Raw genomic sequence first — 14,942 nt, forward strand, 5'->3', positions numbered from 1 at the left:
ATTCGTGGGTTCCTGTGCGCTGGCCAGGTTCGCTGTTGCTGTTGCAGCTGTTGATGCCTCGGGAGCTCCGGCTCCTCAGAGCTCCAGCTCGCCCCCACAGCAACCGCCGCACGACTGACATCCGTCGAGGAACCCCCCGATGAACAGCACCAGCACCCTGAACGCCACCCCCGCCACCGCCGCAGCCACCGCGTCGGCGAGTGTCGAGAGCGACCTCCAGATCGCCGGCGACATCCTCTCCGTCCAGCACCTCCTGCAGCCCGCCCGCGAGCACCCGGCCACCATCGCCGAGTTCGTGGGCCTCGCGCGTTCCATCGCCGCCGACCGCTCCGAATGGGAGCACCTGGTCCAGTACGACACCACCACCCGCTGGTACCACCGGCTGCGCACCGGCCCCGGCTACGAGGTCTGGCTGCTCAGCTGGGTCCCCGGCCAGGGCAGCGGCCTGCACGACCACGGCGCCTCCTCCGGCGTGCTGACCGTCCTGGACGGCGAGCTCACCGAGCACACCGCCCGCGGCCCGCTCGCCCTCGGTGCCGGCTCCCAGCGCGTCTTCGCCCCCGGCTACGCCCACGAGGTGCAGAACGACAGCCTGGACGGGGCCGTCAGCCTGCACGTGTACTTCCCCGGCCTGACCCAGATGCCGATGCACAGCTGCTCCCCGGCCCGGCCCGAGGCCCTCTCCGTCTGACCCGGACGCCGCCCCGCAGTCCCGCCCGTCGCCCGACCGCCACCCCCCAACGACAGCCCGCGGCCGACTGACAGACTGGCCGCATGCGCATTGTTGTTCTGGCCGGCGGCATCGGCGGCGCCCGTTTCCTCCGTGGTCTCCAGGCCGCGGCTCCCGACGCGGACATCACGGTCATCGGCAACACCGGTGACGACATTCACCTGTTCGGGCTCAAGGTCTGCCCCGACCTGGACACCGTGATGTACACCCTCGGCGGTGGCATCAACGAGGACCAGGGCTGGGGCCGTACCGACGAGTCCTTCACCGTCAAGGAGGAACTCGCGGCGTACGGGGTCGGACCCACCTGGTTCGGTCTCGGCGACCGCGACTTCGCCACCCACATCGTCCGTACCCAGATGCTCGGTGCGGGCTACCCGCTCAGCGCCGTCACCGAGGCCCTCTGCGACCGCTGGCAGCCCGGGGTCCGGCTGCTCCCCATGTCCGACGACCGGGTCGAGACGCACGTCGCGATCACCGACCCCGAGACCGGCGAGCGCCGCGTCATCCACTTCCAGGAGTACTGGGTCCGGATGCGTGCCGCGGTGGACGCCGAGGCCGTCGTCCCCGTGGGCGCAGAGCGGGCCAAGCCCGCGCCCGGCGTACTGGAGGCCATCGCTGCCGCCGACGTGATCCTCTTCCCGCCCTCGAACCCCGTGGTGTCGGTGGGGACCATCCTCGCCGTACCCGGCATCCGCGAGGCCGTGGCCGCCGCCGGGGCGCCCGTCGTGGGGCTCTCCCCCATCGTCGGAGGAGCTCCCGTGCGGGGCATGGCCGACAAGGTGCTGGCCGCCGTGGGCGTCGAGTCCACCGCCGCGGCCGTCGCCCGGCACTACGGCACCGAACTGCTCGACGGCTGGCTCGTCGACACCGCCGACGCCGACGCCGTCGCCGAGGTGGAGGCCGCCGGCATCACCTGCCGGGCGGTGCCGCTGATGATGACCGACCTGGCCGCCACGGCGGAGATGGCGCGGGCCGCGCTGGAACTGGCGGAGGCCTCCCGGTGACCGCCCCGCGCGGGGCCTCGTACGAGGTCCGGGCCGTCGGCGGGATGCCGGAGGTGCGGCCCGGCGACGACCTGGCGGCGCTGATCGCGGCCGCCGGGCCCGAACTGCGGGACGGCGACGTCCTGCTCGTCACTTCGAAGATCGTCTCCAAGGCGGAGGGCCGGATCGTCCGCGCCGATTCGCGCGAGGCCGCGATAGACGCGGAGACCGTACGGGTCGTCGCACGCCGGGGCACGCTGCGGATCGTGGAGAACCGGCAGGGGCTGGTCATGGCGGCGGCCGGGGTCGATGCCTCGAACACCGAGGCCGGCACCGTCCTGCTGCTGCCCGAGGACCCCGACGCCTCGGCCGCCGCCATCCGGGCCGGGCTGCGGACGCTGCTGTCCGTGGACGTGGGCGTGATCGTGACGGACACCTTCGGGCGGCCGTGGCGCACCGGCCTCACCGACGTGGCGATCGGGGCGGCCGGCGTACGGGTCCTCGACGATCTGCGCGGCGGCGCCGACGCCCACGGGAACCCGCTGAGCGCCACGATCGTCGCGACCGCCGACGAACTGGCCGCCGCCGGCGACCTGGTCAAGGGCAAGGCCGAGGGCCTGCCCGTAGCGGTGGTGCGCGGGCTGGCACACGTACTGGGCGAGGGCTCCACGGCGGCGGACCTGGTGCGCTCGCCGGCCGACGACATGTTCCGGCTGGGCACCTCGGAGGCGGTACGGGAAGCCGTGACGCAGCGACGTACCGTACGGGCCTTCACCTCCGCCCGGGTCGACCCGGGCGCGGTCCGGCGCGCGGTGGCGGCGGCCGTGACTGCCCCGGCCCCGCACCACACGACGCCCTGGCGGTTCGTCCTGCTGGAGTCGGCGGGCGCGCGGCTGGAGCTGCTGGACGCGATGCGCGACGCCTGGACCGAGGACCTGCGGCGGGACGGGAAGTCCGAGGAGTCCATCGCGAAGCGGGTCCGGCGGGGCGACGTCCTGCGAGGCGCGCCCTACCTGGTGGTGCCCTGCCTGGTCACCGACGGCGCGCACGACTACGGGCACGCGCGGCGGGACGCCGCCGAGCGGGAGATGTTCGTCGTCGCGATGGGCGCCGGCGTGCAGAACTTCCTGGTCGCGCTGGCCGGGGAACGGCTGGGCTCGGCATGGGTGTCCTCGACCATGTTCTGCCGCGACGTGGTGCGCAAGGTGCTCGGGCTTCCGGAGGACTGGGATCCGATGGGAGCGGTGGCCGTGGGGCACGCCGCGGTCGCTCCGGCGGAGCGGGCCTTGCGGGCGGCGGAGGAGTTCATCGAGGTGCGGTGACCCTCTGGGGCGGGCAGGGCGGGGAATCCTGGGCTGTGGCCGGAGGAGAGGCTCTTACAACGCCGCGAGGTGCCGGTCACAGCCCTAGAGCCTGCCGATGTCTCCCCGGGGCATCCGGGGGGCCCGGCGGGGCGGGGCGGCGCCGGCCAGGAGGACGAGGCGGGCCGCGCGGTGGCGCTGGCCGGCGTACGGGGTGAGGAGCTCCAGCATGGCCGCGTCGTCGGCGTCCCGGTCACCTGCCAGGGCGTAGCCGATGATGCCGGGCAGGTGGAGATCGCCGGTGGTGACCGCGTCGGCAGCGCCGTTGCTGCGCTGGAGGGTTTCCGCGGAGGTCCACGGGCCGATGCCGGGAACCGCCTCCAGACGGGCGGCGGCCGCCGGCAGGTCCATGGCGGCGGCCTCTTCCAGGCGGGCGGCCAGGCGGGCGGCGCGGACGATGGTGGCGGAGCGTTTGGCGTCCACTCCGGCCTTGTGCCAGTCCCAGGAGGGGATGAGGGCCCAGGTGCGAGGGTCGGGCATGACGTAGAGGCCCTGGTCCCTGCCGTGGCCCGGGCCGGGAGTGGGGCCGGGGGCGGGCTCGCCGTACTGCCGTACGAGGCGGCGCCAGGCGCGGTAGGCCTCGTCGGTGGTGACCTTCTGCTCCAGGACCGTGGGGATCAAGGACTCCAGGACCAGGCCGGTACGGGTCAGGCGCAGACCCGGCCGGCGGCGGTGGCTGGCGTGCAGCAGCCGGTGGCGAGGGACGAAGGCGGCCGGGTCGTCGACGGAGCCGAGCAGTTCGGGCAGGCCGTCGAGAATCCAGGCCGCGCCGGGGCCCCAGGCGGTGGCGATCACCTCGGTCCCCTGCAGCGTGACACGGAGCGTGGCCGGGCCGGCGGGGGTCCGGGTGGCCCGCCAGACCGCTCCCGCGGCGGCGCGGAAGGTGGGGTCTGCGGGGCCTCGACGGAGGGGGCCCAGGGTGAGGCCGAGGTTCAGGGGGCCGGGTGGGGTCCACGTGCGGGTGTGGGGGGCGGGGGGTGTTTGGGTGGCGTTGCCGCTGCCGTCGCCGTTGCCGTTGCCGGGGGGTGTGGGGGTGGTCTTGCCGGTGCCGTCGGCCGCGGGTGGGGGCACGGGGGTGCGGCCGCCGCGGATCGCGGTGCGGGTGAGGGAGTCGTGGGGGCCGGCCATGCCCTTGAGCGTAGCCCTGCGGGGCGAAGTCCCCTCCCCGCCCTTCCACCGTTCCCAGGGCCCGGCCCTGACCCGGTCCTCAAACGCCGGACGGGCTGAACAGACCCTGGGGCTCCGCCCCGGACCCCGCGCCTCAAACGCCGGACGGCTGGGTTCGCTGGGGCGGCCCCAGAACCAGGTCCAGAAACGGCGGACGGGCTCAATACAGCCCCGCCGGCGTTTGGGGGGCGGGGTCTGGGGCGGAGTTCCAGGGTTTCTCAGCCCCGCCGGCGTTTGAGGGCGAGGTCTGGGGCAGAGCCCCAGGGTTTTCAACCGCGGGGGCTGGGGCGGCGTCCCGGGGGGCTGCTGCGGCGCTGGAGGCGCAGGAGTGGGCGGCCCGGGACGGCCCCCCTTTTTCAGGCCGGCCAGGTCACGGGCGGCCCTGGAGTTTGGCGGAGCTGGTTCGGGTGGGGGGGAGTTTGCCGTAGAGAAGGCGGCCCGGGCATTCTGTGGCGAAGCCGTCGCGGTGGCCGGAGATGACGTTCAGGCGGACGTTGCTGCCCTTCTTGTAGAGGTTGCCGCCGCCCGAGCGGAGGGTGGTCTTGGCGCGGGGGTCCGCTCCGAAGAGGCCCAGTTTCCAGGCCGTGAGGCGGGCCACCGAGTCGACCGCGGCCTTCGGCGGGGCGGTCGAGCTGAACGTGCCGATGAGGGCCACGCCCATGCTGTCGGTGTTGAAGCCCATGGTGTGCGCGCCGAGCACCGCCTTGGCGACTCCGCCCGCCCGGCCCTCGTAGACCGTGCCGCACTTGTCGATGGCGAAGTTGTAGCCGATGTCCCGCCAGCCGCTGCTGACCACGTGGTAGCGGTACAGGCTGCGCAGCACCGCCGGAGCGTCCTTGCACGCGTAGTTGTTGCCCGAGGCGGTGTGGTGGACGAAGGCGGCCTTGACCGTGCTCGTGTAGACGAAGCCCTTCTCCCGGAGGTTTTCGTCCGCGCCCCATCCCATCCGGGTGACGATCCGCGGGCGCGGGCCGATGTACGGGCGGGCGGCGGCTTCGAGTGAGCCGTCGGCGAGGACCGCGTCGGCCGTGGAGTCGGCCTTGTTGAGGGCGCCGATCTCCTGCGCGCCCATGGGGGCCATCGGGGCGTTGGCGGAGGAGGACTCCGCCATCTCCATCGTCATGCCGGGGAGCAGGGCCAGGTCGCCCTTGTCGTCATCGTCCGCCGGGGAGTTGTCGGGGGCCGCGTCGGGGGTGCCGTTCTTCGCGTCCGTTTGGGGGTGGGGCGCCTCGCCCGGGTCGACGAGTTCGATGCGCAGGCCCGTCGGGAGTCCGCCGCTCGCCGCACGGCCCCCCGGTTCGGCCTGGACGCGGATCTCGATGCCGTCGGACTGCCCGACCCACAGGGGGGCGGTGCTGCCGCGGACCCGGCCGGAGCCGCGTTCGGCCGTGTCGAGGTCGGCGGCGTGTTCGCTGTCGTGGGTTTCGACGTCCTGCCACTCGGACCAGGCCGAGGTGTCGACGGAGCGGGTACGGACCTGGACGCGGCCGGCGAGCTGGGTGCCCGCGTCGTCCCAGACGACGCCGACCAGGGAGAAGGTCTTGACGTCGCGCGCCGACAGGCCCCGTGTCTCGGGCAGCCGGGGCGAGGTGCTCATGCCGGGGACCCCGGGGGTGCGGTCCGCCGCGGGCCCGACGGGTTCGAGCGGCAGGGACTGGGTGGATCCGGCGGGGGCCGCGGGGGTGGCTGACCCCGTGACCGCTGCCGGGTGTGCGAGGGCCGGGGAGGTGAGTGCGAGCGGCAGGGCCAGTGCGGCAGCCGTCGCGACGCCGATCGAGGAAGCAAGGAATGCACGCATGGAAAGGATGCTGAGGACTCCCGGGAGCCGGCGCCATCCGAGAACTGACGTACCGTCCGGCCGAGCGGTCACACCCCTCCCCCGTACGGAGGACCGTGCTGCCGCCGAACGGAGCAGGGGCGCATGTGCTCCCGCGTAGGCTCTGGTGCGTGAACGCCACTGACCGCACCCCAGCCGACCTGCTGCGATCCGCGCTCGCCGCCGATCCCGGCCGCCCGCTCGTCACCTTCTACGACGACGCCACGGGCGAGCGCGTCGAATTGTCCGTCGCCACCTTCGCCAATTGGGTGGCCAAGACCGCCAATCTGCTCCAGGGCGACCTGGGCGCCGAGCCCGGCGACCGGCTCGCCCTGCTGCTCCCCGCGCACTGGCAGAGCGCCGTGTGGCTGCTCGCCTGCGCCTCGGTCGGGGTCGTCGCCGAGGTCGGCGGGGATCCGGCCGGTGCGGACCTGGTGGTGAGCGGGCCGGACACCCTCGATGAGGCCGCCGCGTGCTCCGGTGAGCGGATGGCGCTCGCGCTGCGGCCGCTGGGCGGGCGGTTCCCCCAGCCGCCGGCCGGCTTCGCCGACTACGCCGTGGAGGTGCCGGGGCAGGGCGACCGGTTCGCGCCCTTCCAGCCCGTGGACGCGGACGGCCCGGGCCTGGTGGTCGGCGGCGAGGAGCTCTCGTACGCGGGGATCTGCGAGCGGGCCCGTGAGGACGCGGCGAAGCTCGGCCTCGGCGAGGGTGCGCGGGTGCTGTCCCGGCTGGGCTACGACAGCTGGGAGGGGCTCTCGGCCGGGCTCTACGCGGCGCTGGCGACGGGCGGCTCCGTCGTGCTGTGCCGCAACGCCCGGGAGCTCGACGAGACGGCGCTGGCCCAGCGGGTCGAGAGCGAGCGGGTCACCCACACCGTCTGAGTCCGCCTCCACCCCGCCGTCACCCAGACCACCCAACGCCGGATCTGGGCGATTTGTCACCCACATGGCCCTATACACGGCCGTGCCCCCGGGCCGCATCGATCACCCGGGGGCAGGATCGGCACAGGCCGTACTCACCCGTACGGCCCGTACCTCGACGGGTGAGGGGACGGACCTCCAGTGACGGACAGCGCCGGCATACCGGGCGGCACCGATGCGGCCGGAGGCACCGAGAAGCCTCCGAGCGGCCGCAGGCGGCGCCGGCTGCTGCGCTGGGCCGGGCTCGGAACCGGCATGCTGGTCGTCGCGGGCACGGCCGCGGGCTGGTGGGTCTACTCCAAGCTCGACGGGAACATCGCCGAGGACACCTCCGCCGCCGCCGAGCTGCGGCGCTACGACAAGGAGCGCCCGGCCCACCTGGCGGGCGGCGCGCAGAACATCCTGCTGATCGGTTCGGACTCCCGCACCGGGAAGGGCAATGCCCGCTACGGGCAGGACAAGGGCACGCAGCGCTCCGACACCACGATCCTGCTGCACCTGCCGGCGGACCGGAAGAGCGCGACGGCGGTGTCGATACCGCGGGACCTCATGACCGAGATACCCGCATGCCTGAAGCAGGACGGCAGCCGCTCCAGTGAACAGTTCGCCCAGTTCAACTGGGCCTTCGAGTGGGGCGGCACCGCCTGCACGGTCCGTACGGTGGAGGCACTGACCGGGATCCGGGTCGATCACCACATGGTGCTGGACTTCAGCGGCTTCAAGAAGATGGTGGACGCGGTCGGCGGGGTTGAGGTGTGCCTGCGGCAGCCGGTGTCCGACACCGAGGCCAAGCTGAAGCTGCCGGCCGGCCGGCAGACCTTGCAGGGCGAGCAGGCGCTGGGCTTCGTACGGGCCCGCCACAGCCTGGGCAACGGCAGTGACACCGAGCGGATGGAGCGCCAGCAGGCGTTCCTCGGGTCGCTCGTGAAGAAGGTGCAGAGCAACGGGGTGCTGCTCAATCCGGCACGGCTCTACCCGCTGCTGGACGCGGCGACCTCCTCGGTGACCACCGACCCGGGGCTGTCCTCGCTGCGGGGGCTGTACGAACTCGTAAGGGGCGTACGCGACATACCGACCGACCAGATCAAGTTCCTCACGGTTCCGCGCCGGCCGTACGCCGCCAACCTCAACCGGGACGAACTGCGGGAGCCGGACGCGAGCCAGCTCTTCCGGCGGCTGCGGGCGGACGAGCCGCTCACGATCGCCCCGCCCGAGGCCACGGCCACGCCCGCTCCGGCCTCCCGGCCGGGCGAGGACCGGGAAGAAGCGGCGGCGGACGACAACGGGGCGGACGACAAGGCGGACGGCGCTACGGACAGCGCCACGGACGGCACGGCGAGCGACACCGGGGACGTCCCGGGAACCGCGGAGCCCTCCACTCCCGTCCCCACCTTCACCGGCACCACGGCCGGTGTGGCCGATTGCCGGTAAAGCAATCCCAAAAGCCGGTGCCCAGGCCGAGCTTGTTGGGGCGATTGCCCCGTTGTAAGGGCGTGGAATTCATCACCAGCATGGTTTACGGCGAACCTGTCCGGATAAGGTGAGCGATCCGGCGCCCGGCCAGCACAGAGGCCGTGTGCCAGCAGCCGGATCGTTGACCGTGCGCCTGGGGGAGGCGCGTCGCGAAGCACCGACGGAGGATTCGAGTAAACCGTGGATGCGCAAAGCCGTGGACGGGCCGACGAGATCGACCCCGCAGACCAGTGGGTACTCAACCCCCGCACCGGCAACTACGAACTGCGACTGGAAGATTCCGCTGCGCAAGCACCGCCGCAGCGGTCCGCTCCTCGCACGGCCCCTCGCAGGGCCCCCGTTCCTCCCCGCTCCCCCGCGGCCCCGTCCCCCGCGGTCCCCGGGCCGCGCCGCGGTGACGGCCCTCCGCCCGGCGGCCGGCGCGGCGGGCGCTCGCGCAAGGTCGGCGGTGGGGGACGCAAGAGGGCGCTGACCATCACCGGCGGGACCCTGGCGGTGCTGCTGGTCGGCGGCTCGGTGGCGGGGTACCTCTACTACGACCACCTGAACGGCAACCTCAGGGTCACCGACATCGGTGACGCGGGCACGAGCGGCGGCTTCAAGAAGGACCAGGCGATCAACATCCTGGTGATCGGCACGGACAAGCGCAGCGGCACCGGCAACGAGGGCTACGGGGACGCCGGCAGCGTCGGCCACGCCGACACCACGATCCTCTTCCACGTGTCCAAGGACCGCTCCAACGCCACGGCGCTGTCCATCCCGCGCGACCTGATCACCAATGTGCCGGACTGCCCGACGAAGCAGCCGGACGGCTCGACGAAGACCGTCGGCGCCGAGCGCGGGGTCCGCTTCAACACCAGCCTCGGCCAGGGGGGCCGGGACCCGGGCTGCACGATGCGCACGGTCAAGGAGCTCACCGGGGTCCAGGTCGACCACTTCATGATGGCCGACTTCAACGCGGTGAAGAACCTGAGTACGGCGGTCGGCGGAGTGCCGGTCTGCGTGGACAAGAACGTCGACGACAAGGATTCCAAGCTCAAGCTGACGGCGGGCGAGCACCGGCTGCAGGGAGAGCAGGCGCTGGCCTTCGTACGGACCCGGCACGCCTTCGGCAATGAGAGCGACCTCGACCGCATCAAGACCCAGCAGCAGTTCCTCAGCTCGATGATGCGCGAGATGAAGTCGAAGGAAACGCTGACGAGCCCGCAGAAGTTCCTCTCCCTCGCGGAAGCCGCCACGAAGTCGTTGAGCGTGGACTCGGGGATAGGGTCGATCGGGAAACTCACCGATCTTGCCAGTGAGTTGAAGAGCATAGACCTCAAGAACATCACCTTCACCACGCTTCCGGTGCTCGACAATCCGGCGGAGAAGGTCAAGGCCACCGTGGTGGTCAACCAGGCGCAGGCCGAACCGCTGTTGCAGATGATCCGCGGGGACGTCTCCCTCACCGAGGTCGAGCAGAAGGAGCAGGCCGCCAAGGAGGCGGCGAGCGCCGATGCGAAGGCCCAGCTGGACGCCCTACTGCAGGGCAGCCGCGCACCGGCCAAGGACGTCCGGGTGGACGTCTACAACGGCGGCGGCCCGGCCGGATCCGCTTCCGGCACCCTGAGCTGGCTGCAGAACACCAAGGGCGTGCCGAAGTCCAGCAACCTGGGCAACGCGTCCGCCAAGGTGGACGCCACACAGCTTGAGTACGCACCCAACCAGGCCGACCAGGCCAGGGCGTTGGCGGACATGATGGGGCTGCCGGCGACAGCTCTGAAGGTGGGCACGGCCGACGCCGCGCCCAAGACGCCGATGAAGCTCACGCTCGGCGCGGACTTCAAGGGGGCGGGGGTCTCCATGACGGCGCCGCAGCAGGCGCCCGAGGGCGTCCAGCGGGTCGAAGCGGACAAGTCCGTCTGCGCCAAGTGACCGACAGGGGGGCCGACCGGCCCTCCGCGGTCGCGCAATGACGTGCCGGAATGCGTCGGACCGGCACAGTACCGACACAGAGTGATCGTGATGGGGGACGCGTGAGGCACAAAAACGTGCAAGGGGAGGGGGCGGGGGGCCGGGCCGGCAGCGGCATATCCGGGCCCGGCACCCGTCCGACGGCGACCAGCGCCGTACCCGCGCCGAGGTCCGGCTCCGGCCGCCGCGGCGAGGGCGGGGGCAAGCGCCCGACCGGGCGGGGGCGGCGGCGGCGCGCTCTGCGCTGGACGGCCTCCATCGTGGCGCTGCTCATACTCGGGACGGCGGCCGCCGGTTACCTCTACTACCGCCACCTCAACGCCAACATCCGCAGCGGCCAGCGCCTGAGCGGCGACAGCGGGGTCGCCAAGAGCGATGCCGACGCCGCGGGCCGGCGTCCGCTGAACATCCTGATGCTCGGCTCCGACAGCCGCAACAAGCCGGAGAACGTGGCGCTCGGCGGCAACTGGGACAGTGTCGGCTCAGACCCGCTGGCCGACGTGCAGATGCTGATCCACATCTCGGCCGACCGGAAGAACGCCTCGGTCACCTCCGTTCCGCGCGACACCATCGTGGAGATCCCGGAGTGCACCGAGCCCAAGACCGGTAAGAAGTTCAAAGCCACCAAGGCGACGATCAACCGGACCCTCGGGCGCGGGGGGGCCGGCTGCACCCTGGCCACCTGGGAGAAGCTGACCAACATCTACATCGACCACTGGATGACGATCGACTTCTCCGGTGTCGTGAAGATGGCCGACGCGATCGGCGGCGTCGACGTCTGCGTCAACCAGGACGTCTACGACGGTCCGAAGCCCGGGGTGGGCGGCGGCTCCGGCCTCAAGCTGAGGGCGGGCACCACCAAGGTCCAGGGTGAGCAGGCGCTCCAGTGGCTGCGTACCCGGCACGCCTTCGGCAGTGACCTCGGTCGGGCCAAGGCGCAGCACATGTACATGAACTCGATGATCCGCGGGCTCAAGAGCCAGAACGCCTTCACCGACATCCCCCGCCTCACGAACCTGGCGGAGGCGGCGACGAAGTCGCTGGAGGTGTCGGAGGAGATCGGGTCGGTCAAGAAGCTCCTCGACCTCGCTCTGCTGCTCAAGGACGTACCGGTCAACCGCATCACGATGGCCACGATCCCCGTGCTGGAAGCTCCGTCGGACCGCAACCGGGTGGTCATCGACACCGCGGACGCCGAGAAGATGTGGACGATGCTCCGCAAGGACGTCGCCCTGGACGCCAACGGCGACCCGGCACCGGCCGGCAGCGGATCGCCCTCGGCGCCCGCTCCCGGGCCGACTCCGGAAACGTCCCCGCCGCCGGCCTCCGACCCCGCGAAGACCACCGTGCAGGTGGTCAACGGCACGGGCGTGGGGGCTCCGCCCGTGAGCAAGCGGGCCACCGCCATCGCGGGCCAGCTGGTCTCCAAGGGGTTCGCACTGGCCAAGGCGGACAGCACGCTCACTCCGGAGAAGACGACGCTCGTCCGCTACGCCACGGACACCCAGGCCGCCGACGCACAGGCCGTGGCCGCGGCGCTCGGGATTCCGGCCGGCGCCGTACAGAAGTCGGCCGCGATATCCAAGATCACGGTCGTGGTGGGCGCGGACTGGCGCGAGGGCAACGCCTACCCGCAGCAGCCGGCGCCCGAGGCCGGGGCGGTCCCGGAGACGGCCGAGGTGCTCAACGGCACGGACACCAGCTGCATGGACGTGTACGGGCCGTACCAGAAGTGGTGACCTGACCGCCCGCGAGGCGCGTACGAAAGGGGTGACCCGGTCCGAGGACCGGGTCACCCCTTTCGGTTGTGTACGGGTACGGGGCTGCGCGCCCCGAGGGCTCAGAGCCCTGCCGGGTCCCGGCGCACCGACGGGCGGCGGCTCGCGATGACCTTGGCGGCGAGGGAGCGGGGGCTGGTCAGGAAGCCGTAGCCCCAGCACAGGTGCATGGTCGCCAAGGCGACGGGAATCCGCAGCCGGGCCTTCGGCGACAGCCCCTTGCCGGCCGGGACGGACCCGACGGCGATCGCCGCGAGGTAGCCCGCCGGGACCACGAAGGCCCACGGGGTGACGGCCGCTCCGAGGACGACACCGGCGGCGATCGCGCAGACGGCGGCCGGCGGGGCGAGGTAGCGCAGGTTGATGGAGCCCGCGTGGTAGCGGGCCACCACGTGGCGCCAGCGCCCGTAGTCCTTGTACTGCTTGGCGAGTGCCCGTACCGAGGGCCGCGGACGGTACTGGACCTTCAGCTCCGGCGAGAACCAGATCAGGCCGCCGGCCTCGCGGATGCGGAAGTTCAGCTCCCAGTCCTGGGCGCGGATGAACTCCACGTTGTAGCCGCCGGCGGCCTCCAGGGCCTCGCGGCGGAACACCCCGAGGTAAACGGTGTCGGCCGGGCCGGCCTTGCCGCCGGTGTGGAAGGCTGCGTTGCCGACACCGATCCGCGAGGTCATCGCCGCGGCGACGGCGTCCTCCCAGGCGTTCTCGCCCTCGGCGTGCATGATGCCGCCGACGTTCTGCGCGCCGGTCTCCTCCAGGAGGCGGACCGCGGTGGCGATGTAGTTCGGGGAAAGCATTCCGTGGCCGTCCACGCGCACCACGATGGGATGGCGGGAGGCCTGGATGGCCGCGTTGAGAGCGGCGGGGGTCCGGCCGGTGGGGTTCGGTACGGTGACGACCCGGGGGTCTTCCCGTACGAGCTCTGCGGCGATCTCGTCGGTACGGTCCGTGGACGGCCCGAGCGCGATCACCACCTCCATCTCACCCCCGTACTCCTGTCCGAGGATGTGGCGGACCGAGTCGCGCAGATGGCGCTCCTCGTCGAGTACCGGCATGATCACCGAAACTGCGGGCTGCTGGGCGGGCATGTGGTCCTTCAAGGTCGGGTATCGGTGTCACGTTACCGCGTACGGGGGACCCGGGTGCGCGCCGGATGAGCAGTACGGACAGAGGCTGATCGTATGGACCTACTGTTCTGACGAATCAGCCGAACGTGCGAGGTGTCCTCCGTGCCCCAGCCGCACCGTCCCACCCGACCCGCCCTGCCTGCCCGGCCCGCCCGGCCGTCGCAGCGCGCGCCGCGGCCCGGCGGTGCGGGCGGCCCACGGACGGGCGGCCCACGCCCGGCGGACAGACCCCGCTGGGGGGTGCGGCTCGCGGCCGGGCTGTCGGTGGTGGTCCTGGGTTCGGGGGCCCTCGGGCACGCCGTGATGACCGGGCTGGACACCGGTATCCAGCGCGTGGACCCCTTCAAGGATATGAAGAACCGCCCGCAGGCCGGGCACGGGGTGAACTTCCTGCTCGTCGGCACCGACGGCCGCGACAAGATCACCGCCGAGCAGAGGCGCGAGTACCGCCTGGGCGGCGCGCCCTGCCACTGCACCGACACCGTCATGCTGGTCCACCTCTCGGCGGACCGGACGCGGGCCAGTGTGGTCAGCCTTCCCCGCGACAGCTACGCGGAACTGCCCGCGCACGTGGACGGGTCCAGCGGCAAACAGCACGGGGCGCACCCCGTGAAGCTGAACGCCGCCTACGCCGAGGGCGGCCCCCACCTGACCGTGCGCACCGTCGAGAACATGACCCGCGTGAAGATCGACCACTACCTGGAAGTCGACTTCACCAGCTTCATGAAGACGGTCGACGCGATGGGCGGCGTGGAGATCTGCACCGCCAAGACCATGCACGACCCCAACACCGGCCTCGACCTGCTCCCCGGCACCCACCGGCTGAGCGGCGGCCAGTCCTTGCAGTACGTGCGCTCGCGCCATGTGGACGGGGCCTCGGACCTGGGCCGGATGCAGCGCCAGCAGCGGTTCGTCGCCGCCCTCATCAAGCAGGCCACGGGCGGCGGGGTGCTGCTCAACCCAGTCAAGTTCAAGGAGGTCAGCTCCACCCTGCTGGGTTCGGTCCGGGCCGACAAGGGCTTCGGCTCGGAGCAGATGCTGGCCCTCGGGCAGGCGATGCGCGATTTCACCCCGTCCTCCTCGGAGTTCGCCTCCGTGCCCGTCGGCAACCCCTCCTTCCCGGTCAAGGGCATCGGCTCCACCGTGAAATGGGACCAGGGCAAGGCCGCGAAGCTCTTCGAGGCGCTGCGCAACGACCGTCCGCTGGCCCCGGCACCCGCCCCCGGCAAGCCGGTGCGCCGGCAGCAGGCCGTGCCGGTGGACGTGGCCCCGCAGCAGGTCCGGGTCCAGGTGGAGAACGGCACCCGGATCGACGGGCTGGGCACCCGGGTGGACTCGGCGCTGCGCGCCACCGGCTTCGACACCACCCGGGCTCCGGGGAACGGCGCGAGCCGGGACGTCAAGCGCACGGTGATCACGTACGACCCGCGCTGGGACCGGTCGGCCCGTACGGTGTCCACCGCGCTGCCCGGCAGTGAGCTGCGGGCCGTGCCGGGGCAGGGGCGGACCGTCGTGGTGATCGCGGGCGCCGACTACCGCAAGGTGGTGGCGGTGCGCCCGGAGGACCCGCAGCACGGCGAATTCGGTGTGGTCACCGGTGACCAGGTGGTCTGCGGGAAGTAGGACCGGCCCGC

At 72.3% G+C, this 14,942-nt stretch carries 11 protein-coding genes and 1 pseudogene; 8 read left to right on the top strand and 4 right to left on the bottom strand.

The window, feature by feature from the left end:
- The first annotated feature begins 139 nt into the window (after positions 1 to 139).
- The 3 genes from OTB20_RS13295 to OTB20_RS13305 all read left to right on the top strand — a co-directional run bounded on the left by OTB20_RS13295 (position 140) and on the right by OTB20_RS13305 (position 3,035).
- The gene (locus OTB20_RS13295; RefSeq protein ID WP_267817377.1) at positions 140 to 691 is read left to right on the top strand and encodes a cysteine dioxygenase; all 552 of its coding nucleotides are present in this window, start codon (positions 140 to 142) and stop codon (positions 689 to 691) included.
- An 83-nt stretch (positions 692 to 774) separates the two neighbouring features.
- Complete coding sequence (gene cofD / locus OTB20_RS13300) at positions 775 to 1,734, top strand: 2-phospho-L-lactate transferase (RefSeq protein WP_267753788.1); 960 nt, start codon at positions 775 to 777, stop codon at positions 1,732 to 1,734.
- Positions 1,731 to 3,035, top strand: a complete 1,305-nt coding sequence (locus tag OTB20_RS13305; protein ID WP_267817378.1) for a coenzyme F420-0:L-glutamate ligase — start codon at positions 1,731 to 1,733, stop codon at positions 3,033 to 3,035. The genes cofD and OTB20_RS13305 overlap by 4 nt, the downstream gene beginning before the upstream one ends.
- Before the next feature lie 84 nt (positions 3,036 to 3,119).
- Here the strand turns inward: OTB20_RS13305 and OTB20_RS13310 are convergent, their stop codons facing one another.
- Together OTB20_RS13310 and OTB20_RS13315 are read right to left on the bottom strand one after the other, a co-directional pair.
- Positions 3,120 to 4,202 (bottom strand): DNA-3-methyladenine glycosylase family protein, encoded by a 1,083-nt coding sequence (locus tag OTB20_RS13310; protein ID WP_267817380.1) that lies wholly within the window; start codon positions 4,200 to 4,202, stop codon positions 3,120 to 3,122.
- Between the two features lie 409 nt (positions 4,203 to 4,611).
- Entirely contained in the window at positions 4,612 to 6,039 is a 1,428-nt protein-coding gene (locus OTB20_RS13315) for a peptidoglycan recognition protein (protein ID WP_267817382.1), read from the bottom strand.
- A 149-nt stretch (positions 6,040 to 6,188) separates the two neighbouring features.
- Here OTB20_RS13315 and OTB20_RS13320 point away from each other — a divergent pair, with 149 nt between their 5' ends.
- The 3 genes from OTB20_RS13320 (at position 6,189) to OTB20_RS13330 (ending at position 10,364) form a co-directional block, all read left to right on the top strand.
- Positions 6,189 to 6,938 carry a TIGR03089 family protein gene (locus OTB20_RS13320; protein WP_267817384.1) on the top strand — a complete coding sequence of 250 codons (750 nt, stop codon included), beginning with the start codon at positions 6,189 to 6,191 and terminating at the stop codon, positions 6,936 to 6,938.
- Between the two features lie 180 nt (positions 6,939 to 7,118).
- Positions 7,119 to 8,408: an LCP family protein gene (locus OTB20_RS13325; RefSeq protein WP_267817386.1), complete on the top strand. Its 1,290-nt coding sequence runs from the start codon at positions 7,119 to 7,121 to the stop codon at positions 8,406 to 8,408.
- Positions 8,409 to 8,630: 222 nt separating this feature from the next.
- Positions 8,631 to 10,364, top strand: a complete 1,734-nt coding sequence (locus tag OTB20_RS13330; protein WP_267817388.1) for an LCP family protein — start codon at positions 8,631 to 8,633, stop codon at positions 10,362 to 10,364.
- Between the two features lie 354 nt (positions 10,365 to 10,718).
- On the opposite strand, the pseudogene OTB20_RS42745 reads toward OTB20_RS13330, so the two are convergent.
- Positions 10,719 to 10,898 (bottom strand): annotated as a pseudogene (locus OTB20_RS42745) (hypothetical protein); the annotation flags it as partial.
- A gap of 11 nt (positions 10,899 to 10,909) precedes the next feature.
- Between OTB20_RS42745 and OTB20_RS13335 the strand changes: the two are divergent.
- Positions 10,910 to 12,142, top strand: coding sequence for an LCP family protein (locus OTB20_RS13335; protein ID WP_420716390.1), 1,233 nt, complete (start codon positions 10,910 to 10,912; stop codon positions 12,140 to 12,142).
- Positions 12,143 to 12,243: 101 nt separating this feature from the next.
- On the opposite strand, the gene OTB20_RS13340 is transcribed toward OTB20_RS13335, so the two are convergent.
- Positions 12,244 to 13,269: a glycosyltransferase family 2 protein gene (locus OTB20_RS13340; RefSeq protein ID WP_267817391.1), complete on the bottom strand. Its 1,026-nt coding sequence runs from the start codon at positions 13,267 to 13,269 to the stop codon at positions 12,244 to 12,246.
- Between the two features lie 279 nt (positions 13,270 to 13,548).
- Here OTB20_RS13340 and OTB20_RS13345 point away from each other — a divergent pair, with 279 nt between their 5' ends.
- Positions 13,549 to 14,931 carry an LCP family protein gene (locus tag OTB20_RS13345; protein WP_267817393.1) on the top strand — a complete coding sequence of 461 codons (1,383 nt, stop codon included), beginning with the start codon at positions 13,549 to 13,551 and terminating at the stop codon, positions 14,929 to 14,931.
- Positions 14,932 to 14,942: the final 11 nt, after the last annotated feature.

The sequence above is a fragment of the Streptomyces sp. H27-H1 genome (assembly GCF_026627445.1).
Classification (GTDB): Bacteria; Actinomycetota; Actinomycetes; order Streptomycetales; family Streptomycetaceae; genus Streptomyces.

Excerpts from the sequence above, each read along its gene's own strand:
- OTB20_RS13295 (WP_267817377.1), top strand. The coding sequence starts at position 140 with ATGAACAGCACCAGCACCCTGAACGCCACCCCCGCCACCGCCGCAGCC.
- cofD (WP_267753788.1), top strand. The coding sequence starts at position 775 with ATGCGCATTGTTGTTCTGGCCGGCGGCATCGGCGGCGCCCGTTTCCTC.
- OTB20_RS13310 (WP_267817380.1), bottom strand. The coding sequence starts at position 4,202 with ATGGCCGGCCCCCACGACTCCCTCACCCGCACCGCGATCCGCGGCGGC.
- OTB20_RS13315 (WP_267817382.1), bottom strand. The coding sequence starts at position 6,039 with ATGCGTGCATTCCTTGCTTCCTCGATCGGCGTCGCGACGGCTGCCGCA.
- OTB20_RS13335 (WP_420716390.1), top strand. The coding sequence starts at position 10,910 with ATGCTGATCCACATCTCGGCCGACCGGAAGAACGCCTCGGTCACCTCC.
- OTB20_RS13340 (WP_267817391.1), bottom strand. The coding sequence starts at position 13,269 with ATGCCCGCCCAGCAGCCCGCAGTTTCGGTGATCATGCCGGTACTCGAC.